The organism is Corynebacterium sp. c25Ua_89 (genome assembly GCF_047459735.1).
Lineage (GTDB): Bacteria > Actinomycetota > Actinomycetes > Mycobacteriales > Mycobacteriaceae > Corynebacterium > Corynebacterium simulans.
Genome location: NZ_JASBOD010000003.1, coordinates 1 through 20256, shown reverse-complemented (window position 1 = coordinate 20256; position 20256 = coordinate 1). Strand labels below are relative to the sequence as shown.

Here is a 20256-nt window from a genome sequence, read left to right as displayed (position 1 = left end):
ATGATGTAAGGTGATAACCCGCCTACTGCCCTCCCCGTAGTGGAGAAAAGCAGGCATTATACTTTTCCGCAGCAGAACCGGGAGGCTCGCATGGCCGCACAACAGGAAGGCACCCGGCTTAGTGCCCGTACCGTGGCACGGTGGGCCATTGTTATTCCAGCATCAGTCGTACTGGGCTGGCTCTTTAGCATGTGGCACGTACCTGCGGCCTGGATTTTGGCAGCGATCCTTTCCTCCGGCGCCATGGCGCTTTTTACCGGGGAAGATCTGCACGTAAACCGGAGTTTTTATAGCCTGTCGCGCGGCTTTATTGGCATCATGGCTGCCATCCCGCTGACCGTGGTTCCGGTGGGCCAATTGCTTGGCTTCCTGCCTGCCGCCCTGACGATCTCCCTTGTCACTCTGATGGTGGGAGTTATCGGCGGCCAACTCTTACACCGCGCACGGCCACAGGATGTCTCTTCCGAAACCGGTATTTTATCTATGCTGCCGGGTGGTGCTTCGCTCATGCCCGCGCTTGCCGACGAACTCGGTGCCGACTTCCGCTACGTCGCCCTCACCCAATACCTGCGCCTCTTAGTAGTCTCGGTATCGCTACCGGCCGTGGTCGCCCTATTGGACACGCCCGCCGGCAAGGGAGCGGATCTTTCGGTCGACGGCGAAACCACCTGGTGGATAGTTGCCCTAGTGATCGCCATTGCCTTCATCGGCGAAAAGGTAGGCAGGTTCCTCCACCTCCCCGCAGCCGCGGTGCTCGGTCCCTTGCTGCTGACAGTGCTAGCCTCTTTCGTGTTGCCGGAGGGCCACACGCTCGAGCCACTCTACGCCTTTAAGGTGATGGCGTTTTTGTCCATCGGCTGGGTCTGCGGCGGCGGGCTTTCGCTGCCGGCGCTCAAGGCCTTTGCCAAGCAGCTGCCTGCCACAATTTTGTTCATCGTGGTCATTATCGGCATCTGCGCGGCCACCGCCTGGCCGCTGACCATGTGGCTACACATTTCCTACTTCGAGGCCTACCTGGCCACCAGCCCCGGCGCGCTGGAGACCGTACTCGCACTCTCGGCCGAGGGCGGGGCCGGCCCCGCGGTCATCGCAGTCCAGCTCACCCGCCTCATAGCGGTCCTCGTCGTCGCTGGTTATTTGCCACAACTCCTACGCTTGGCAAAGCGTCTGCGCCCTTAGTCAGTCTCCAGTACAGCCTCGCGCAGCACGGACATGGGGACAGAGCCGAGCGCCAGGGCCTCGGAGTGGAAGTCCCGCACGCTCATTCCCTGCTCAACGGCCTCCTGCCTGGTCTGCTGCCATAGGCGCTCGCCCAACGCATAGGAAGGCGCCTGCCCCGGCCAGCCCAGGTAGCGGTTGACCTCGAAGTTGAGGTTCGCGTCATCCATCGCGGTGTTTTCGCGCATGAAGGTCTTCACGTGGGCCTTATCCCACTTGCCAGAGTTGCTGCAGTCCGGCAGCTTCTTGCCCAAGTGCAATCCGATGTCCACCACAACGCGGGCGGCGCGGAAACGCTGGGCGTCGAGAAGCCCCATGCGGAATCCCGGATCCTCCATATAACCCAGCTCCGCCATGAGCGCCTCAGCGTAAAGCGCCCAGCCTTCGCCGTGGCCCGAGTTCCAGGTCACCGCACGGCGCCACAGGTTGAGATCATCTTGGACCAGCGCAGAACCCAGCTGCAGATGATGGCCCGGCACGCCCTCGTGGTGAACCGTGGTCAGCTCCTGCCAGGTGTGGAAACGCTCCTGGCCGGCCGGAACTGACCACCACATGCGGCCGGGACGCGAGAAATCATCTGCAGGCGGGGTATAAAAGATGCCGCCTGTACCGGCAGGATCGATGCAGCATTCGATATCGCGGATCTGCTCCGGAATGTCGAACTCGGTGCCATCCAAATCCTTGATGACTTTCTCCGCCGTGCCCTGCATCCATTCCACGAGCGCATCGGTGCCCTCCAGCACGTAGCGCTCCTCTTGGTTGAGGTTGCGCATCGCGGCCTTCACGGTGCATTCAGAGCCATACAACTCGTGCGCGATCTTTTCCTGCTCAGCACGGATTTCTTGGACGCGCTCCAGGCCCCACTCGTAGGCCTCATCAAGATCGACGGTATCGCCGACGAAAAGCTTGGAAAACCGCTCATAGCGGTCACGGCCCACCGCATCCTCGGTGGAAGCCTGCGGCTGTAGTTCATTGGAGAGCCAATCAGCGAACTGCCCAAAAGCGCTCTTTGCCGCCTCGACCTCAGTACCCTCGACGCCAAGGCCCTCCAACATGGAACCGGCGTCGGCAAGCCGCTCACACTGGACGAAGACTTCATTGATCTGGCGATGCGGCGGAATCAGGCCATGTGCTGCCGACTCCTGCAAGGAATCCTTGTATCCGCTTAGTGCGCCACCAACCTTGGACAGGCGCGAGCGAATAGCATCAAGCTGCTCAGGGGTGTCCTGCGGCATCAGCAGCAAAGTATCGCGAATGGTCTGCACTGGGGAGGCGATGTTGTTGAGGTTGCGCATATCCTCGCCGTGGTGGTGCAAGTCCAGCTCCAGGCAAAGGCGATCGCGCAAGACGGCTGCGGTCACATAATCCACATCGTCGAAGTCATCTTCGTCATCGGACTCGTCAGTGGTGTCATCCAGAGCATCGACGTCAGCGACCATGTCACGGGTGCGGTCAGCAATAGCCGCGTAGTACTCCGGCGAGAAATCCTGCAGCTCGCCTTCGAATCCCGGGATGCCCCACGCCGTTGCTTCGGTAGGGCTTAGCTCCGCAAGATCGTGCACAAAGTTATCGCAGGCCGCGTCCAAGAGGGAAGGATGGCGGCTCTGGTTTGGCTCTGAACTCATGAGGGTGAAGTCTATCCTCTACCTGGAGCCCAGGGCCAACCCAGGCGCCAAACGTTGTCAGCTTGTTAGCTACTTGTTATCCCACTTCATCCCGGGATTAGTCCAACCCGCAAAGGCATCCAGAACCTGCGCTGGCGTTGGCTCAAGCACGATCGCATCCACAAAGCGGCGCTGCACGAAGCCCGCCTCTGACATGCCCGCGAACATGTCCACGAAAGGACGCCAGAATCCGGCGACGTCCACCAAGCCAACGGGGCCGTCGACGTGGCCTAGTTGCTGCATGGTCAGCACCTCCGCGAGCTCTTCGAGGGTGCCCACGCCGCCCGGCAGACACACGTAGCCATCTGCCAAGTCCTCCATGCGGGTCTTGCGCTGCGCCATGGTCTCCACCACTTCGAGTGAGGTCAGGCCAGGATGTGAAAGCTCTAGGTCCACCAGCTGCTCGGGAATCACGCCGGTTACCGTTCCGCCTCCTGCCAGACATGCATCCGCTACCACGCCCATGAGCCCCACGTTGCCGCCGCCGTAAACCAAGTTGATTCCACGATCTGCCAGCTGCCCACCCAGCTGCCGGGCTGCTTCGATATATGCTTCCGAGTTACCGGTGGCCGAACCGCAATAAACCGCAATTGAATCCATGGACACCACACTATAGAAAGAAGCTCTTAGACAATGTTGTCTAATCCTACGGATACATGCTAGACAATACGGTCTAGCAAATCTATACTTCTAATTATGCTCAAACCTGGCCCCGTGTTCACTCGCCCGCGCACCCCAGCGGCTAAGTGCCTTCACCTCGTGCGTTTAAACCCCATCATCACACGCAGTGAGCTCGTCGAGGCAACAGGACTTTCCCAGCCCACCATCACCCGCGCCACCGCGGCGCTGCTCCAGGCGGGCCTCGTCCAGGAAAGAAACGATCTCACCCGTTCCCGCGGCCGCGGGCGCCCCACGGTTCCACTCGAAGTTGCCGAAAATGACTGGATCCTGGCCGGAATCGCCGTGGGTACCTCGCAGACCCACATCGGCTTCTACGACACGCTCGGGCGCACCATCCGCGAAGATGACGTACCTACCCCCGTCGCGCAGCTGAGCGAGGAGGACTTCATCGAGCACATCATGGCCGGCGTCCATCGTCTAAGCGCAGGCCTCGACCGCAAACTGGTCTCCGCGGGCATTACCACCTCCGGCGCTGTCGACGCCGCGGGCCGCGTCACCGCCGCAAACCTGGGCTGGGTCGACGTCGATATCGCAGAGCGCCTGCGCTATCAGTTCAGCGTGCCCGTTGTGGTTTCCTCCGCCGTGCCCGCAATCTTGGGCTCCGAAACCCAAGCCGCGGAACTTGGAAATACTGATCCAGTTCTAGTTCTTTTTGCGGATGACTCAATCGGCGCCGCGCTTTCCATCGGCGACGAAGTCTCCCAGATCATCCCCCTGCCTTCCGTCGCAGAGGTGCCCCACCCAGAGGAAACCTTAACTACCGCCGCCGTGCAGAAAAGGCTAGACAGCGTCGATACCTCCGCACACCGCGAGATACTCGATGAACGCGCTCGCCATCTAGGCCTTGTCGCGGCACGGCTCATCAAGGAACATGAGCCCACCACTGTTGTGCTCGCCGGTGGAGCATTCCTTGATGACCCTGCAGCGCCGAAACGCTTCGCGGCAGTCGTACGAGAAAAAGCCGGAAAGTCCACCCAGCTACGTCTCATCCCCTCACATCAGGAGATCGTGGGGGCGATTACCCGCGCAATTGCGCTCGATCCCCTGCTGCGCGTGCCGCTCGAGCTAAAGGCTTAGCCGCGGGAGGAAAGCTCTGCGTCGATGCGCAGGAGGCCGGAGCCATCGTTGCCCACGAGCTTGATCTGGTCGATGATCTCGCTGACGGTGGACTCCTCCTCGATCTGCTCCTCCAGGAACCAGTTGATCATGGAGCGGGAATCCAGATCGCCGGCCGCATCAGCGGTGCGCGCGATCTCGCGAATCTGCTCGGAGACCTTCTGCTCGTGCGCGAAAGCCGCCTCGAAAGCATCCAGCGGGGTAGCTGCCTTGATGGAAGGAACTGGGATGTCAGAAAGCTCTACTCGGTAGCCGCGGTCCAGCAGGTGCTGCGCGAACTTCTGCGCGTGCGCGCGCTCCTCTTCTGCCTGCGCGTAGAACCAGTCGCGCATACCTGGGAAGGAGAGGTTATCCATCTCGTATGCCAGCTGGGTGTAGATAAGAGCAGCGCCGTGCTCGTTGTTGACCTGATTGTTCAGGAGGGTTTGCAGCTTCTCGTCCATGTCAGGAACCTTTCTTCTGGACGTGGCCCTAATTTTTTTCCTATCAAACCAGGGCAATTATTAAGTACCTCCCCGAGAATACAGAAGTTTTTAGTTAGCGCTAGCAAGGTTTGCTTAAGCAAACTTACCGGTCAAGCGCTCAAGCCGCTGCAAGCTAGCGCCGTCGAGGCCACAAAACTCCACGTCCACGCCGCGGTCGCGGTACTTCTCCTGCACGCTATCGAGAGTTGCCACCGTAGAGGCATCCCAAATCTCCGCGCCCGACATATCGATGACAACCTTCTCCACCGGCAGCGTGTAATCAAACGAGTAGACCAAGTCATTAGAAGAGGCGAAGAAAAGCTGCCCGCGCACAAAGTAGGTATTTCCTTCTAGCTTCACCGTGACCAAATGCGCCACGCGGCGAGCGAAGGCAACCGACGCCGTCAGCACGCCAGCCACGACACCAACCGCCAAGTTATGCGTGAGCAGCGTGCCCGCGACCGTCACGAGCATCACCACGGTTTCTGAAAGCGGCATCAAGCACAGCGTGCGCGGTGTTATCGAATGCCAGTCCACGGTGGTTCCGGCAACGATGATCATCACGGCCACGAGCGCTGCCATCGGAATGCGTCCGACGGTCTCTCCCAGCACAACGACGAGGATGAGCAGGAAGACGCCGGCGAGGAACGTCGACAAGCGCGTGCGTGCCTGCGCGCCCTTCACGTTGATCATGGTCTGGCCAATCATGGCGCACACGCCCATGCCGCCAATCAGCGCCGACAAGATGTTGCCCACCCCCTGGCCAAAGGACTCGCGCGTTTTATCGGAATGGGTATCCGTAATGTCATCGACCAGCTTCGCGGTGAGCAAAGATTCCATCAAGCCCACCAGCGCCACGCCGACCGCGTACGGGGCAATCAGCTCCAGCGTTTCGAAGTTCATAGGCACGTCTGGGATAAACAGTCCCGGCAGGCTCGTTGGCAGCTCGCCTTGGTCCGCCACGTCCGGCACCTCCCAGCCGCACGCGATGGCCAGCACAGTCACCACGAGGATGGTCATCAGCGGCGCCGGAATCACGGTGGTCAGCCGCGGCAGGCCCAGCATGCTGACAAGACCCACGCCCACCAGAACGTATACCATCCACGGCACATGCTTAAGATGCGGCAACTGCGCTGTAAACATCATGATGCCAAGCGCATTAACAAATCCCGTCATCACCGAGCGCGGAATAAAACGCATGAGCTTGGCGACGCCCAGCAGCGCTAAAACTATCTGCAGCACGCCGGCCAACAAGATGGTGGCAACCACAAAATCAAGCCCGTGGCTGTGCGAAAGCGGCGCGATAACCAGCGCCACTGCGCCCGCCGCGGCAGAAACCATGGCCGGGCGGCCGCCGGTAAAGGCAATGGCAATCGCCATTATCACCGAAGCAAAAAGGCCAACCCGCGGATCGAGGCCAGCCAGAATGGAAAAGCTCAGCACCTCCGGAATCAGCGCTAGCGCTACCGCGAGACCACCAAAGACCTCCATGCGCAGGCGCGCAGGCGAAGAAAATGCATAGCGGAAACTGGCGATAACGCTGGTCGGAGCAGGCTCTTCTTTAATCACGCCTGCACATACTAGTGGACTTTAGGAGCCTTCCTTAAATGAGCCATCTGCGGTGATGACGGGCAACACAGACCACGCGAAGTTGATCCACTGATCGGTCTTCTTCCACGAGAAGTCCGGCTCGAAAATGGTCTTTGGCTTGGTATAAATGACGGCCGAGCGCACATCGTCTGCGGTTTCCTTGAGCAGGTTAACCACCAAATCCAGGGTCTTGCCCGAGTCCGCAACATCATCGACTACCAGTACCTTCTTGCCCTTGAGCGAATCTGTATCCAGCTGGGGGGACAGAATTACTGGCTCTTCCAGAGTCTGACCAATATCGGTATAAAACTCCACATTGATTGCGCCCATGGCCTTCACGCCGATGGCATAACCAATAGCGCCGGCTGGGATCAGGCCGCCGCGGGCGACGCCCACGATGAGGTCTGGGAACCAACCAGATTCCACAATCTGTTCCGACAGGTTACGGCTCGCCTCGCCGAAGACCTCCCAGGTGAGGTTTTCTCGGTCCGGGTGGATCCAATTTTCAGACACGCTTGCGTGGCTCCTTTTGCGTCATGGGCTTTCTTTGTAGTTTAACGAGCGATGCCTGCCAAAGAAAAGGCACCTACCGGAAGGGAACCTCGCCCAAAGTCCGGCGCAGCTTGCGGGTACGCAAGCGATCCGGGTTCTCAGCCAGCTGTTCCACCGCGCGCACCGCACACATCACGTGCGCCTCCTTGGAATTGGAATAGAAGGCCTGGGCTCCCGCGGGTAGCTTTGGCACTGCATGCAGGGGCAAGTCCGAGACAGAAAGCAGTGTTCCATAAGGAATGCGATAGCGATACCCATTCGCGGCGAGCGTGCACGATTCCATATCTACTGCGACCGCAGTAGAGTGCTGCAGCCACTGCCAGAGATCCTGCGAGGTGCGCCATTCCCAGTTGCGGTCATCGGTAGACAAAACGGTGCCGGTACGCATCAGCGGATTCTCATCGCCATATACCTCCAGCACGGAGGCCTCCAGCATCCTTTGCACCTCGGGGATGGCGGGGATCGGATTTCCAGGATCTACCTTGCTATCCAAAATGTTGTCCTTGCGCTGATAAGCATTGCCCAAAATCAGGTCACCTATTCGCATGCGCCCATCCAGGCCCGCGCAGTGGCCAATCATGATCCATGCCTCCGGGCGCAATACCGCAAGGCAATCGGTGATGGTCTTGGCATTCGAAGGACCGACACCAATGTTGATCATCGTGATTCCATCCCCGCCCGCGGTGATCAGATCGAAACGCGGCATCTGATAGCGGGAAGTAAGCATGAGTTCATCGACATCGACAAGCACCGCGTCATTGGAATGAATGGTCTCCCCGGAAGGCAACACCAGTGCCGTATAACGCGAGTCCTCCTTCGTCAGCTCGCGCAAGCCAAACTTCACGAACTCGGTGGTATGCATCGCGTAATTCGTAAACAGAATGTACTTCTGCACGGTATCGACCTCGATGCCCGTGTAATGCTCGATGCGCGCGCAGGCGATATCGAAACGCTGTGGCCCAAAGTGGAACAACGGCTTTTCAGCGCCGTGGAACGCTTCCCACTCGCCGTCGATAATCGCGTCATTGACCTCGTCCAACGTGGGCCGCGGAAGTTCCCCACGATTATCAGGATCCACCCCGGAAATGTACTCCGGCGCAATGCGACGGCCCGAATAACCCACGTACATCTCGCACGGATAATTCTCCGTTAATCGGGTGAGCTGCTCCCGCAAATAGCTCCGGAGAAGATGCGGCTTAGAGATAACCGCCGAATAGCGCCCCTTTCCGTCCACGTATCCAAAAGGCTCGGAACGGTCGATGGGCCGCCACTCCAAGACATCCACCACAATCTTGGGATAGAGCACCTGCGAATGCTTCTCGACGTCGCCTGCCCGGGCGATCGCACAAGAATTGTCATAGAGCTGGATGAGGCGGCGCACTGCCTCGTCAACGGAATGGACGCGCTGCAGGTCAGTCATGCCAGCGAGTCTACTTGGAATGCGAAAGCCCGCCAGCTGCGCACTGGCGGGCTTTCTCCCCATGACTAATCTTCGGCTCTTAAAGAGGAAGTGGAGCGCATCCCTTCAAGTAGCCACCCGTGATTAGGCAAGCCTTAGTTTATAAACCTTTTGAATGATGGTCAAGGGGTAGAGTGTTAATTCATGGCACCGGATCCGATCGTTGAACTGCGAAACTCAATCTCCGAGCAGCTCGGGAAGTTTTGGCGCCCTAGCGAGGACTCCCCACGCTACGGAATAGCCACCCCGGCCAGCGCCATCGCGCTGCGCGAGGAAGTCTCCCAAGAAATCGCTTCCCGCCTGCAAGCCCAGACCGCTACCACCCCGGGAGAAAAAGTACTCGAGGCCGACACCGCCGCCACCCTGCCACTTGGCGCGCGCATCAAACCCCGCGGCGTCTTCGAAGATGACTGGTCCGCTCGCCCCACCGTCGAACGCCCCTGGCCAGTGGTTTTAATCCACGGCACCTGCGACACTAAGGGCATCTGGCAAATCTTAGGCACCCAGCTACGTGAGGACGGCTGGGCGGTATTCGCCCCCGACTACGGCCACCGCGCCACCCAGCCCATCCCCGAATCCGCCCAACAATTGGGCGCCTACATCGACGCCATCCTCTCCGTCACCGGAGCCGAAAAAGTAATCCTCATCGGCCACTCCCAAGGCGGCCTGCTCGCCCGCTACTGGATGCGCATCACCGGGGGTGCGGAAAAGGTACGGCACCTCATCTGCTTGAGCTCGCCCAACCACGGCACCACCCAAGGCGGCATCGTAAGCCGGCTCATCCGCGGCAGCCGTCAAGAATCCGTCATGCGCTCCATCATCGATGGTTGGTTCGGTCCCGCCGGCATGCAACAGATCGTCGGCAGCAAAGTGCTGCTGGATACAAATATCGATGGCGATCTAGAGCCCGGCGTCAGCTATACCTGCATCGCCACCAAGAACGATGCCGTCGTAGTGCCGCCCGAGACCTGCTTCCTCGACGGCAGCAAAGTAGCAGACGGCACCGTGCGCAACATCTACGTCCAAGACTTCGACAAACGCGCCGTGGTCATGCACGAAGACATGCCGCTTGATAAACGCGTCCACGCCATCGTGCGCACTCTTCTAGAACTGATTGATTAGTTAGAAGAAGGCAGCGTCTCCACGTAGAGCCAATCCGAATCCAATTCTCCGTGGCGTGAACACTTCGTGCTCCATCCATCGGGTCGGACCTGCGCCACCATGCGGCGGCCACAGATCTGGCAAAAACGCGGCACGTCCAAGCCGGCGGCCGCCGCTGGATGCAGGTGCGCGTCTTTAAACGGCTCGCCGGTATTCGGATGGAAGATTGGCTCCTCCCCTGCCAATACGGCAGCAGCCAACTCATCCATTACAGAGCCTTGATCGGCAGATCGATGCGGCCCAGCATGTCGACGTCCTTCTCAATCTGACGGCCAAGCGTGGTCAGGTAATTGCCCGCAATGATCGCGTTGATGCCGCCGAGCAGTCCCTTCTCTGTGCCGTCGTCGCCAAGCGAAAGCTCGCGGCCGCCTGCAAAGCGCAAGGTCACAGACGGCATCGCCAAGCGGAAAGCGGCAACGGCGCGCAGCGCTTCACCCAGCGGAACCAGCGGGTAATCCGCGAATGGGGTGCCAGGACGAGGATCGAGGAAGTTCATCGGGACCTCACAAGGCTCGATCTGCGCGAGCTGGTACGCGAACTCCGCGCGATCCTCCAAGGACTCACCCATGCCGATGATGCCGCCGGAGCATACTTCCATGCCCACCGCACGCACGTTCTCCAGGGTCTCCTTGCGTTCGTCCCAGGTATGCGTAGTCACCACGTTGGGGAAGAAAGAACGAGAGGTTTCCAAGTTGTGGTTATAGCGCTGGGCACCCATGTCCTTCAGGCGCTGCGCCTGCTCGCGGGTCAGCGTGCCAAGGGAACAAGAAATCTCGATATCGACTTCATCCAAAATCGCCGGGATTGCCTCCGCGACCTGGGAAAGCAAGTTCTCATCCGGCGACTTTACAGCGGCAACGATGCAAAACTCCGTCGCACCAGTCTTGGCGGTCTTCTTGGCGGCCTCCACCAACTCCGGAATGTTCAGGCGGGCAGCACGCACCGGGGACTCAAAAAGACCGGACTGCGAGCAGAAATGGCAATCCTCAGGGCAACCGCCGGTCTTAATCGAGATAATTCCCTCCACGGAAACATCCGGGCCGCACCACTTCAGGCGAGTCTGGTGCGCAATGTCTGCGATTTCCTCGAGCTGCTCATCCGGAACCTGCAGCACTTCCAGCAATTCTTCTTGGCTGAGACCAATTCCCTGGCCTAAGGCTTTATCACGGGCGATATCGATAATGCTCATGGAGAGCAGCGTACTTGAACGTCGTTCAATTTTTGTTAAAAGAACCGAAATTTCACCCGGCGGCTACCCTTAAACGCATGACGCTTTACGACGACACCCTGGAACTACTGCAAGAACTCATCCGCAATGCCTGCGTCAATGACCTCACGCCGGACTCCGGCAACGAGGTGCGCAACGCCGACACCTTGGAGAAGTTCTTTGCGGGCACCGACGTCTCCATCGCGCGTTATGAATCCCACCCCTCGCGAGTGAGCATCGTTGTCACCGTCCCAGGCGATCCAGAAAAGGAGCCGCTTACCCTCATGGGACACACGGATGTGGTTCCCGTTGACGAGCCGAAGTGGACCAAGCCGCCTTTCGACGCCCTCATTGAAGACGGCAAGCTCTACGGCCGTGGCGCCGTCGACATGCTCTTTATTACCGCCTCCATGGCGGCGGTCACCCGCAAGATTGCCCAGGAGGGCAACCCAGGCGGCACCCTTGCATTCGTAGGCATGGCCGACGAAGAAGCCCGCGGCGGGCTCGGCGTGAAGTTCATGTCGGAGCAGCACCCGGATGCGTTTTCGTGGAAGAACTGCCTGTCCGAGACCGGCGGCAGCCACCTACCCGACGCGGTGGGCTTTAATGTGGGCGAAAAGGGCGCCGGCCAGCGCCGCATCCACGTGCATGGCGACGCCGGCCACGGATCCACGCCCTATGGCAAGGACTTTGCAATTTTGAAGATCGGCGAGGTCGCACGCCGCATCGCCGCTGCTGAACCGCCCGTTGCTTCGAATGAGATCTGGGAGGGATTCGTCAAGACCTTCAAGTTCGATCCAGAAACAGAGGCGGCACTAATTGCAGGTACCGGCGATTACTCGAAGTTCGGCGATCTTGCCGCCTACGCTCACGCGTTTAGCCACACCACCATCGCCGAGACCGTCCTACGTGCTGGCGGCGCAATCAACGTGCTGCCTTCCCACGCCTACCTGGAGATGGATATCCGCCCCTTCCCAGGCCAGACCCAGGATGAGCTCGATGACTTTCTGCGCGAGGCACTAGGAGATCTTGCTGACGAGGTAGAAATCGAGCACCTGATTACGGAAGACGCCACGCAATCTTCCACCGATTCGAAGCTCTGGCACGCGATTGAGGCAACCTCCAAAGAGTTCTTCCCCGATAAAGATGTGGTTCCAGTCCACGCCACGGGTGGGTCCGATCTGCGTTTCGCGCGCCGTATGGGCGGCAACGCCTATGGCTTTGCCATGCATGCCGAAGCCCGCGATATGGCGAGCGCCAACTCCCAGCTACACAGCCACGACGAGCATCTTTATCTCGAGGATTTGGAGCTTACAGTGCGCGCTTATGACTCACTTGTAACGCGGTTCCTTTCTTCCGAAAAGTAGGCCACTACCTGGAAAAAGTCGGCGTCGGCAAGCCGTGTCCGGGGCATGTTTTAAAGTGTGATTCGTAAGTTAGTTCGAAACACTTTAACGGTGAGGAACCTCTTGCTATGAAAGTGCCCTACCACTCTCACACCAACCCCGAAGACGAAATAGCCCAAGCCGCCGCACAAATCCGGCATGCAGAGCTGCGCTTCTGGCGCGAGCATCTGCCGGAATTCGATAACGATATTGAGCTCGCGGTGCAGAGAATGTTTTCTGCCACCGGCGTTAGCCCTACGCGCATTTCCAAAATTTTCATGGCTTTAGATCGCCTCGAATCCATGCCAGAACTACATGCTCTCCAAGAGCGCTATCTCCACCTAGATTTAGATCGGCTTATCGCCATCAACGAGTCCTTAGACAAGCTTGGGGAACCGCTTGCCGGCGCCCTCGCCCGCATCGACGCAGGCATCACCAAGTACCTCACACCAAAGCGTGCGAACCAAGTCCCGCCCACGCAAGCAAATATCAAACGCAAACTCAATGAGCTCATTAGCGCCGAAGATGACACGATTGCCCTGCAAGATACGCGCCGCCGTGGTCGATACAGCACCGACCCATTCTCCGTAACGCTGGAAGCAGATCCAGAAACCATCGCGAGCGTCGACCAGGCGGTACGCGCCTTCGCCGAGGCCGAGCAGATTCCACTCGCCCAGGCCATGACGCGCCTCATCCTCGGCGAGGCCCAACCAAAGGTCATCCTGCACACCTACCAAGCAACTGACATCCCCGGCGCGCCAACCTTCATCCAAGGCCACGGTTGGTCCCGTACTCCCGTTTCCCCTTCGGAGGTCCACGAGGTCGACCCATACGCCGAAAGCAAGAACTACGTCACTCCGGCGAATATCCGAAAGTATGTTGAGGGCCGCGACGGCACCTGCCGCTACCCGGGCTGCAACCATCCGGCCCATAAGTGCCAGACGGACCATCGCGTCAATTTCGCCGACGGTGGCCCAACAACCCCCGCAAATCTTGCTTGCCTGTGCCAGCACCACCACAACATCAAAACGGATGGCACAGCCTTCTACATCATGGACCCATACACCGGGGATATCTTCTGGCTCTTCGAAGATGGGACGTGGAAATCCACCGAGCCCACCGGGCCCATCGCTGAGAAGAACTGGGCGCAGACTTTCGCGCAGGCCATCGCAAGTAGGCGTCGCCGTGCCCACGAGCAGGCCGCTGCTTTAAAGGAGGAGATAAAGAGCTAGTCACAACCATGACCCGCACACCGCTTTGATTGCTGCCGCGGGGCCTATCTTTAGCCTGCTCAGCGGTATCATCTGCTCGCTGCTACAACCAAGACGCCTTGTATGGATCTGGTTCAGCTTTGCTTCCATCATGGAGGGCGTGTGTTATTTCGTCATCACGCCCGCTGGCGCTGGTGACACAGCAACGGTTGTGGATGCACTCGGTTGGCCCGCATGGGTGCAATTAGTCATGTGCGCGGTGGGTGTGGCAGGCATGTTCGCCACCGCTTGGCACTTTGCGCCGTACATCAAGCGCTTCGCCGGGGATGACCGCAAAGCCCAATGGGCAATGGCATTCTGGCCGTGGCTCATTGGCGCCTCAGCGATGTGCGCGCTGCAGCTACTTTATGTTGCTGTTAGTGACGCATCGCTGAGCATCGGCGAAAAGATCCTCGTCTGCATTTCCGATTTCGGCGTGCTCACCTTCGCCCCGATGGGTTTCATCTTCCACGGCCGGTGGAGCGAGGTTGAACAAGAACCGCTGCGAACAAACCTCATTGGCGGAATCATCGTGCTTGTTGCCTTAATTTCAATGAATATTTGGATCTCTACTTAAAACAAAAATTCCATTTATAATTTTTGCATGAAAAAGATCTCTTTCATTCTTCTCGCCGTACTTCTCTCTGGTTGCTCCCAGCAAGAACCCGCAGCACCAAAGCCGCCAGTTGACGCCCATGATCACATTCTCTCCGCAGAAGATGCGCCAGAAGGATACGAATATTCAAACATCAACGAGCTAGTGAGCACCGAAGACCAAGCTCTCACCGAGGACCTCGTCTCCAGCGACTCCGAAAAGACCACGACCCCCGAGCAATGCGCACCGCTTGCCACCTCAGCGATGGATTTCATCGCCAAGATTTACAAGAATCCGGATACATTCTCCGCCGCCGATTTCAACGCTGGAGATATCAATGCCACGGTCTCTCTAAGCACGAACCCAGAGACGCTCCCCTTCCCCGCTGACCTCGCGGAGTGCGCTTCCTTTTCCAATGACGTCAGCGGAATCGTCAGCGATTACTCCACCACACCGCTCGATTTGCAGATAGAAGGCGTCGAGAACTTGCAAGCCGCAAAGGTAACCATCGAGAACGCTGGGAACCCGCTAGTCGGTGAACCTGGCGAGAGCGAATTCGTGGCGCACGCGCTTGTCGACGACGCCGTCGTCAGCGTCAGCTCGCACGATGAACAAGCACTCCGCCAGCTCATGGAAAAGCAAGTAAATAAGGTGGCAAACCGCTAAGACAACGGCGAGAATTCATCCAAGGAAAAAACGGATTCCACCGGCACTCCAAAATACTGCGCAATACGCAAAGCAAGATGCAACGACGGTGCAGACTCGCCGCGCTCTAGGTAACCAATCGTCTGATAGTGAATGCCTAGGGCCTCGGCGAGTTCACGTCGGCTGATTCGCCGGTCAGTACGCATCACAGCGATGCGGTTGTGAACTATATCTTCAGTCATTTCTAAATTCCGATTTGGGCCCGAGTCTTGGATTGGATATTGGCGAGGGAGCCAAAAGTCTCCTTGCGGAAGCTATAGCGTAGCAAGGCAATAACAACTATAAATCCAACGATGATCCAAGTAAGAAGAACCCCCACAGCTAGCACAGGGGTGAATTCTCCGCCGTACTCCCACTGCGCAGGATTATCCGAGATCCACCGCGATAGGTGTCCGGACCAGTAGCACATGTACTACATACTGAAAGGGGTGACTTCACTGTTGATAAGCTCACCGCATGCCAACACCAGAAATTCACGTAAGCGCTGTCATTTTCCACAACTCAGAAGGCCATGTCCTTTGCGTGCGAAAGAAAAACACCACCGCGTTTCAGTTTCCGGGCGGTAAGCCAGACGCCGACGAAACACCCCTCCAAGCTGCAGTGCGCGAGGTTGGAGAGGAAATTGGCGTCACGCTTGATGGCGCCCTACTTAGCCCACGCGGCACCTTCCGCGCAGCCGCCGCCAACGAGAAAAATCATGAGGTCATTGCAGATGTCTTCAGCTATCCATCCCCTGTCATCCCAAACATTGCAGCGGAGATTGCCGAGTACGCATGGGTAGATTTGGCCGAACCTCACGTTGAACTCGCACCGCTTCTGAAAACCCCTGCACTACGCGAGAAGCATTGTTAGATTGCGGTCACGAGCAGCATAGAGCGACATGTTGGAGTTGCTGTCTTTGGCCGCGTAAACCTTCCACTTACTGCACTTTCATGACACAATGGCCTGCATGAGCAAAGTACGTAAGTCCGCACTGTTGACTGCAGCCACCGCAATCACCGTTTCCCTTGCCACTCCAGCCGCCTCCGCCGACATGGTGGATGACTACCTCGCGAAGGTTCCTGCGGGCCAGATCTCCTGCGATCAGGCAAGCCGCTATTACACCAACGCTTCCGACTACAACTCCAAGAAGTCCCAGGCGCTCGCCGCGGCTAATTTCCACCCGCGTGGTGGCGAAATCCGCGATGCCATCGCGCGCGCGGATGAGGCAATCGCGCGTTGTGGTCTAAATGGTGGCGCTCCGGCCCCAGCTCCAGCTCCAAAACCAGCTCCAGCTCCAAAACCAGCACCTGCCCCAGCAAACGTGATTTCGGTTGGTGTGGTTCCTGGCCAGCCTACGGTTGATGTGCCGGTTGGCCCGCAGGTCTTCCGCATTCCGGACATCAACAAGATCATCCAGGATCTCTTCTCCCAGGCACAGTCCCAGGTTTCGCAGCTTTCTTCCTTCTAGGAGGACAGAAAGTACTCGTCCGCGTGCAGCGCACATCCAGTATTGAATGTGTGCCCGCAGCGGACGCATTTGTACGTGGCGGTATAGGTGGCATAGTCCATCTGCGTGCCGCATGCACCGCACATGACGGCCTGCTCATCGCGGGGCATAGGACCCGAACCACTCGCGGCAGGTAGCGCACTTGTTTGCCACGACGTCGACAAGCGAGTGCCCCATGAATCATTAGCGGGTAAGACCCCACATAACCTGATCGAGCGCGCAAGAATCGTGCGGCAGATCTGGATGCGCTGCTGGGGCCTCACAGACGTCGCCCAAGCTGACGTTTTCAACGTCGGCGCCTGGTACCGCAGTAAGCTTCGAGGTTTCGTTCGGCGTGACGGTGGTATCCGCCGGGCTATAGATCGAGGTGTACTTAACCCCCGGCGCGGTATCGGGCAGTTTGTTCATTTTCTCAATAAAGTCCGAGCCCTGCAGCTGCTGAATGCCGGCCGTAGTGCCCAAGAAGGCAGCCAGCTTCGGCATAACCTTGGCAATATCACTCAACGCAGGTCCCATACCGCTCAGCGTAGTGCCGTGATAGTTGCCACCGATTGCGACAACACGGGAGACCTCCTCTGGGGAACCGTAGAGCTGCGTGAAAGTCTTGGTGTGCAGCCCGCCCTGGGAATGGCCCACGAGGTTGACTTTGTCAGAGCCAGTAGCGGACCGAACATACTCGATTTGCTCTGCAATCTCGCGAGCAGAAGCATCAAGATCCCCAATCGCCTTCATGGCCGGGATAGCATTCTGCAACGTGACATCGTCCGCGCCGTAGTCGAATGCCCACACGCACATGTTTTGCTCCTGCAGCCGCGGAATCAGATCCGTCCACGCCGAGGAATTGTCGCTGGTGCCATGAATGAGAACCACTGGCTCAACCTCAGAAACGCAGCTCGGATCGTTGATGCCGTAGCTCTCTGGCACTGAGGTCTCAAAAGTAGCAGCTTGAGCAGGTGCGATGGACACGGTAGCGGCTAGAAAAGAAGCCGTGAGGAAGGTGGTAATTCGACGCATGCCCCACAGAATAGACCCTGCTCACGGATTTTATTCAAGATAGGGTGGCCGGGTGTGTACGTTCGGATAATACTCAAAGTGTCAGAAACTCGAGGCACCACCAGCGCCGGAGAACCCCGAGCTAAAGTTGCTGCTCACATTGGGTGAAGAAGCTACGGAAGCGCTATTCCATGAGCTGATCGCCATAAAAGGTACGAATCCGTGATAACCCACTCCCGGATAGAAGGAAGACTCGTCAATACGCGGGCGCGCCGCCAACTCATCCGCTTCGTTTTCCTTTTGTAACTGCGTTTGGATCTGCCCAAAGAGCGTGGCTGCGCGCTCCACTAGCTCGAGGTAACGATCCATAAATTCAGGCGCGGCCGCATCGATCTCCTCGGAAACGGCAATTAGCCGGGATGCTTCTTCCGCGACCCCGCCCGTGGATTCCGTGCGCGCCTCAATCAGGTCCTTGCGTAGCTCATAGAGTTCCTTGCGGCGCGCGTTAACGTCAGCATGCTCGACGGCATACAGACGGTCGATGTTGTGTTCTGCGGTATCTACGCGATCACAGATGGATTTCGCTTCCTCGATTCCACTCGCCGCTTGTTCGAAGTCCTCGTCGGAGGACTGCTCGTTCAGGCTGGCAAAAGGGCTAACTTTATCGTCGAGATTGAGGAACTCGTCGCGCAATTGCTCCCATTCCTCGCGCATCCGGGCGTCGACAAGCGCTGATTGCAAAGAGTGCGCACGCACGTCGATGGCATTCAAGCGTTGAGCGATATCCCCATAAGCCCGTGAAACGTATTTCCAATCCTCACGGGCGGTCGCAATACGCTGCGCTTTCCGACGCCGCGTAGCGCCCACCGCAGCCACGATTCCTCCGGCAGCCGCACCTGCGCCGAAACCACCAAAGCCAATACCGAGACCGCGGTTAGCCTTAGCATCGGAATAAAGCTCCTCACTGACCTTGTCTGCATCGGCAGCATAGTCAGCGCCAGCGAAAAGACCTGCCGGGATATTTCCTGCCTTCACGCCCGGTTTGATCTCTTCGATTGCGTCTTCCAAATGGCCATCATCGAGTTCCAGGGACAGGTCCTTCGCCACATCGTTGCCCGCGAAGATGAAAGCCTGACGTGGATCGAGGCCCACGCCAACGAAGAGCTGGCCATCGGTGAAATGGTCATCGCCAATGAGGTCTGGGTGATTATCGCGTAGATACTCTTCGACGGAATCTTCTACCTCGTCCTTGTTCTTTTTGAAGACAAGGTAGTTCAGCTGCTTGACCGGAGCTGCGAAGTGGATTCGCTCAACGTCACGACGCATGCGTGCTTCGTCATCGGGGTTTAAGACATCTTCGGGATCCATGATCTCGACCTTGACGTCTGCGGACCTCTCGACGGAATAATCTGCTTGCTCCGGAGATGCCGCAAGCGTGGCAACACCGAAAGCAGTGCCGCCGCCAACCAAAAGCGCTGCTGCTGCAGATGCCGCCAGAATCTTTTTCATTCCAATCTCCATTCTCGCTTGGTGCGCAGCCATGCCAGGACTGCCTTGACGCGGCGGTTTTCGTCTTCGGGGCTGAACCCGAGCTTCATGAAAACATTCGCCACGTGTTTGCTTACTGCACCGGCAGTGAGCACGAGCTTGCCTTCGATCTCGCGATTGCTGGCGCCTTGTGCCATCAAGGCTAGTACCTCGCGTTCTCGGGGCGTGAGCTTATCGACGCCCATCTTCCGGGAGGAGAGCAAAGTACTCACGACTTCCGGATCTACCACGGTGCCACCTGCAGAGACCGTATCCAGTGCATGGATGAACTCATCCACATCGGCGATTCTTTCCTTGAGAAGATAGCCGAATCCCCCGTGTTCGATGAGTCCGTCCAGGTAGCTGGCGGCGACGTATTGGCTCAACACCACGACGGGCTGCTCGGGCGTACGTTTGCGAATCTCATTGACTGCTCGCAGGCCGTCGTCCTGCAAAAGCGGCGGCATCCTGACGTCGGTGACAATGATGTCGAATCCTTCTGCCGCAGCACGCAATTGATCAGCATCTTCGACCGTGGTGACCTCATGGTCCAAGGAACGCAGGAGTTGTTCGATTGCCGCACGCAGCAGGGCGGAGTCTTCAGCAAGCAAAATTTTCATGGCAGTTTCATCCTTAACCGTGCGCCCTGATCAGTGTCTTCTAGTTTCACGCTTCCGCCCAGGGCTATGGCGCGCTCTTCCAGGCCGGCGATGCCGGTTCCCTCGCCTGCGGTTAACCCGTGCCCGTTATCGGTGATGGAAATTTTTATTCCTTCTCGGTAATCCAGCTTCACAGTCGCTGCAGTGGCCTCACCGTGCTTTACGGCGTTGGTTAGCCCCTCTGCCACGCAGTGATAGGCCAACAAGGCGCTGGTTTCATCAAGGGAGCGTTCTACGCCCTTGCATTCGAGGGTGGTCTCCAGCCCGGAATGGACGAGGAGTTCTTCGAGAGCCGGAATCAGGCCATTATCGAAGAGGACCTGTGGCGCGATGCCGCGGACCGTATCGCGCAATGCGGCAAGAGCGAGGCTGGCGTTGTGGTCGGCGGCGTCGAGAGCCGCGGTGTCTCCCCTTTTCGCCGCGGCTAGGTTGAGCTTGAGCGCGGTGAGGTACTGCTGCGGGCCGTCGTGTAGCTCCCGTTCGATGCGGCGGCGCTCGCCGGAGAAGGCGTCGATAAGCGTGGCTCGCGCATCGCTCTCCA

General features: G+C 58.3%; 22 protein-coding genes. 9 read left to right on the top strand and 13 right to left on the bottom strand.

Annotation, left to right across the window (positions count from 1 at the left end; translation table 11 throughout):
• Positions 1-90: 90 nt before the first annotated feature.
• The gene (locus tag QKB66_RS05475; protein ID WP_070433352.1) at positions 91-1179 is read left to right on the top strand and encodes an AbrB family transcriptional regulator; all 1089 of its coding nucleotides are present in this window, start codon (positions 91-93) and stop codon (positions 1177-1179) included.
• On the opposite strand, the gene QKB66_RS05470 is transcribed toward QKB66_RS05475, so the two are convergent.
• Both QKB66_RS05470 and QKB66_RS05465 read right to left on the bottom strand, forming a co-directional pair.
• The gene (locus tag QKB66_RS05470; RefSeq protein ID WP_248092887.1) at positions 1176-2843 is read right to left on the bottom strand and encodes a DUF885 domain-containing protein; all 1668 of its coding nucleotides are present in this window, start codon (positions 2841-2843) and stop codon (positions 1176-1178) included. The genes QKB66_RS05475 and QKB66_RS05470 overlap by 4 nt on opposite strands.
• A gap of 69 nt (positions 2844-2912) precedes the next feature.
• The gene (locus QKB66_RS05465) at positions 2913-3482 is read right to left on the bottom strand and encodes a TIGR00730 family Rossman fold protein (protein WP_061920146.1); all 570 of its coding nucleotides are present in this window, start codon (positions 3480-3482) and stop codon (positions 2913-2915) included.
• A gap of 96 nt (positions 3483-3578) precedes the next feature.
• On the opposite strand from QKB66_RS05465, the gene QKB66_RS05460 reads away from it, so the two are divergent.
• The gene (locus tag QKB66_RS05460; protein WP_414252872.1) at positions 3579-4640 is read left to right on the top strand and encodes an ROK family protein; all 1062 of its coding nucleotides are present in this window, start codon (positions 3579-3581) and stop codon (positions 4638-4640) included.
• On the opposite strand, the gene QKB66_RS05455 is transcribed toward QKB66_RS05460, so the two are convergent.
• The 4 genes from QKB66_RS05455 to amn form a co-directional block, all read right to left on the bottom strand.
• Positions 4637-5122: a ferritin gene (locus tag QKB66_RS05455; protein ID WP_248092884.1), complete on the bottom strand. Its 486-nt coding sequence runs from the start codon at positions 5120-5122 to the stop codon at positions 4637-4639. The two genes, QKB66_RS05460 and QKB66_RS05455, sit on opposite strands and share 4 nt — an antisense overlap.
• Positions 5123-5236: 114 nt before the next feature.
• A complete protein-coding gene (locus tag QKB66_RS05450) occupies positions 5237-6712 on the bottom strand; it encodes a SulP family inorganic anion transporter (protein WP_414252871.1) in 1476 nt (491 codons plus the stop codon).
• Positions 6713-6733: 21 nt separating this feature from the next.
• Entirely contained in the window at positions 6734-7246 is a 513-nt protein-coding gene (locus tag QKB66_RS05445) for a phosphoribosyltransferase (protein ID WP_248092882.1), read from the bottom strand.
• Between the two features lie 73 nt (positions 7247-7319).
• Positions 7320-8705 (bottom strand): AMP nucleosidase, encoded by a 1386-nt coding sequence (amn, locus tag QKB66_RS05440; protein WP_414252870.1) that lies wholly within the window; start codon positions 8703-8705, stop codon positions 7320-7322.
• Positions 8706-8888: 183 nt separating this feature from the next.
• Between amn and QKB66_RS05435 the strand changes: the two genes are divergently transcribed.
• Positions 8889-9866: a lipase family alpha/beta hydrolase gene (locus tag QKB66_RS05435; protein ID WP_248092880.1), complete on the top strand. Its 978-nt coding sequence runs from the start codon at positions 8889-8891 to the stop codon at positions 9864-9866.
• Here QKB66_RS05435 and QKB66_RS05430 read toward each other — a convergent pair.
• The gene (locus QKB66_RS05430; RefSeq protein ID WP_248092879.1) at positions 9863-10114 is read right to left on the bottom strand and encodes a hypothetical protein; all 252 of its coding nucleotides are present in this window, start codon (positions 10112-10114) and stop codon (positions 9863-9865) included. The two genes, QKB66_RS05435 and QKB66_RS05430, sit on opposite strands and share 4 nt — an antisense overlap.
• Complete coding sequence (gene bioB / locus QKB66_RS05425) at positions 10114-11094, bottom strand: biotin synthase BioB (RefSeq protein ID WP_070497468.1); 981 nt, start codon at positions 11092-11094, stop codon at positions 10114-10116. The genes QKB66_RS05430 and bioB overlap by 1 nt, the downstream gene beginning before the upstream one ends.
• Before the next feature lie 77 nt (positions 11095-11171).
• Here bioB and QKB66_RS05420 point away from each other — a divergent pair, with 77 nt between their 5' ends.
• The 4 genes from QKB66_RS05420 to QKB66_RS05405 all read left to right on the top strand — a co-directional run bounded on the left by QKB66_RS05420 (position 11172) and on the right by QKB66_RS05405 (position 15008).
• Positions 11172-12479: a M20/M25/M40 family metallo-hydrolase gene (locus QKB66_RS05420; protein WP_414252869.1), complete on the top strand. Its 1308-nt coding sequence runs from the start codon at positions 11172-11174 to the stop codon at positions 12477-12479.
• A 107-nt stretch (positions 12480-12586) separates the two neighbouring features.
• Positions 12587-13729, top strand: a complete 1143-nt coding sequence (locus tag QKB66_RS05415; protein WP_311518731.1) for an HNH endonuclease signature motif containing protein — start codon at positions 12587-12589, stop codon at positions 13727-13729.
• Positions 13730-13868: 139 nt separating this feature from the next.
• Entirely contained in the window at positions 13869-14324 is a 456-nt protein-coding gene (locus tag QKB66_RS05410) for a hypothetical protein (RefSeq protein WP_414252868.1), read from the top strand.
• A 27-nt stretch (positions 14325-14351) separates the two neighbouring features.
• On the top strand, positions 14352-15008 hold the full coding sequence (locus QKB66_RS05405; protein ID WP_239299312.1) for a hypothetical protein: 657 nt from the start codon (positions 14352-14354) through the stop codon (positions 15006-15008).
• On the opposite strand, the gene QKB66_RS05400 is transcribed toward QKB66_RS05405, so the two are convergent.
• Positions 15005-15229, bottom strand: coding sequence for a helix-turn-helix transcriptional regulator (locus QKB66_RS05400; RefSeq protein ID WP_049151474.1), 225 nt, complete (start codon positions 15227-15229; stop codon positions 15005-15007). The two genes, QKB66_RS05405 and QKB66_RS05400, sit on opposite strands and share 4 nt — an antisense overlap.
• 274 nt (positions 15230-15503) lie before the next feature.
• On the opposite strand from QKB66_RS05400, the gene QKB66_RS05395 reads away from it, so the two are divergent.
• Together QKB66_RS05395 and QKB66_RS05390 are read left to right on the top strand one after the other, a co-directional pair.
• Entirely contained in the window at positions 15504-15899 is a 396-nt protein-coding gene (locus QKB66_RS05395; RefSeq protein ID WP_414252867.1) for an NUDIX hydrolase, read from the top strand.
• 97 nt (positions 15900-15996) lie between these two features.
• A complete protein-coding gene (locus tag QKB66_RS05390) occupies positions 15997-16497 on the top strand; it encodes a hypothetical protein (RefSeq protein ID WP_049151470.1) in 501 nt (166 codons plus the stop codon).
• A 222-nt stretch (positions 16498-16719) separates the two neighbouring features.
• On the opposite strand, the gene QKB66_RS05385 is transcribed toward QKB66_RS05390, so the two are convergent.
• From QKB66_RS05385 to QKB66_RS05370, 4 genes are all read right to left on the bottom strand, one after another.
• Positions 16720-17550, bottom strand: coding sequence for an alpha/beta fold hydrolase (locus QKB66_RS05385; RefSeq protein WP_414252866.1), 831 nt, complete (start codon positions 17548-17550; stop codon positions 16720-16722).
• A gap of 81 nt (positions 17551-17631) precedes the next feature.
• Positions 17632-19038 carry a DUF5129 domain-containing protein gene (locus tag QKB66_RS05380; protein ID WP_248092872.1) on the bottom strand — a complete coding sequence of 469 codons (1407 nt, stop codon included), beginning with the start codon at positions 19036-19038 and terminating at the stop codon, positions 17632-17634.
• Positions 19035-19676, bottom strand: a complete 642-nt coding sequence (locus QKB66_RS05375; protein ID WP_005530578.1) for a response regulator transcription factor — start codon at positions 19674-19676, stop codon at positions 19035-19037. Before QKB66_RS05375 ends, QKB66_RS05380 begins: the two co-directional genes overlap by 4 nt.
• A partial coding sequence (locus QKB66_RS05370; RefSeq protein WP_414252865.1) for a sensor histidine kinase occupies positions 19673-20256 on the bottom strand: 584 nt, incomplete at its 5' end. The genes QKB66_RS05370 and QKB66_RS05375, both read right to left, overlap by 4 nt.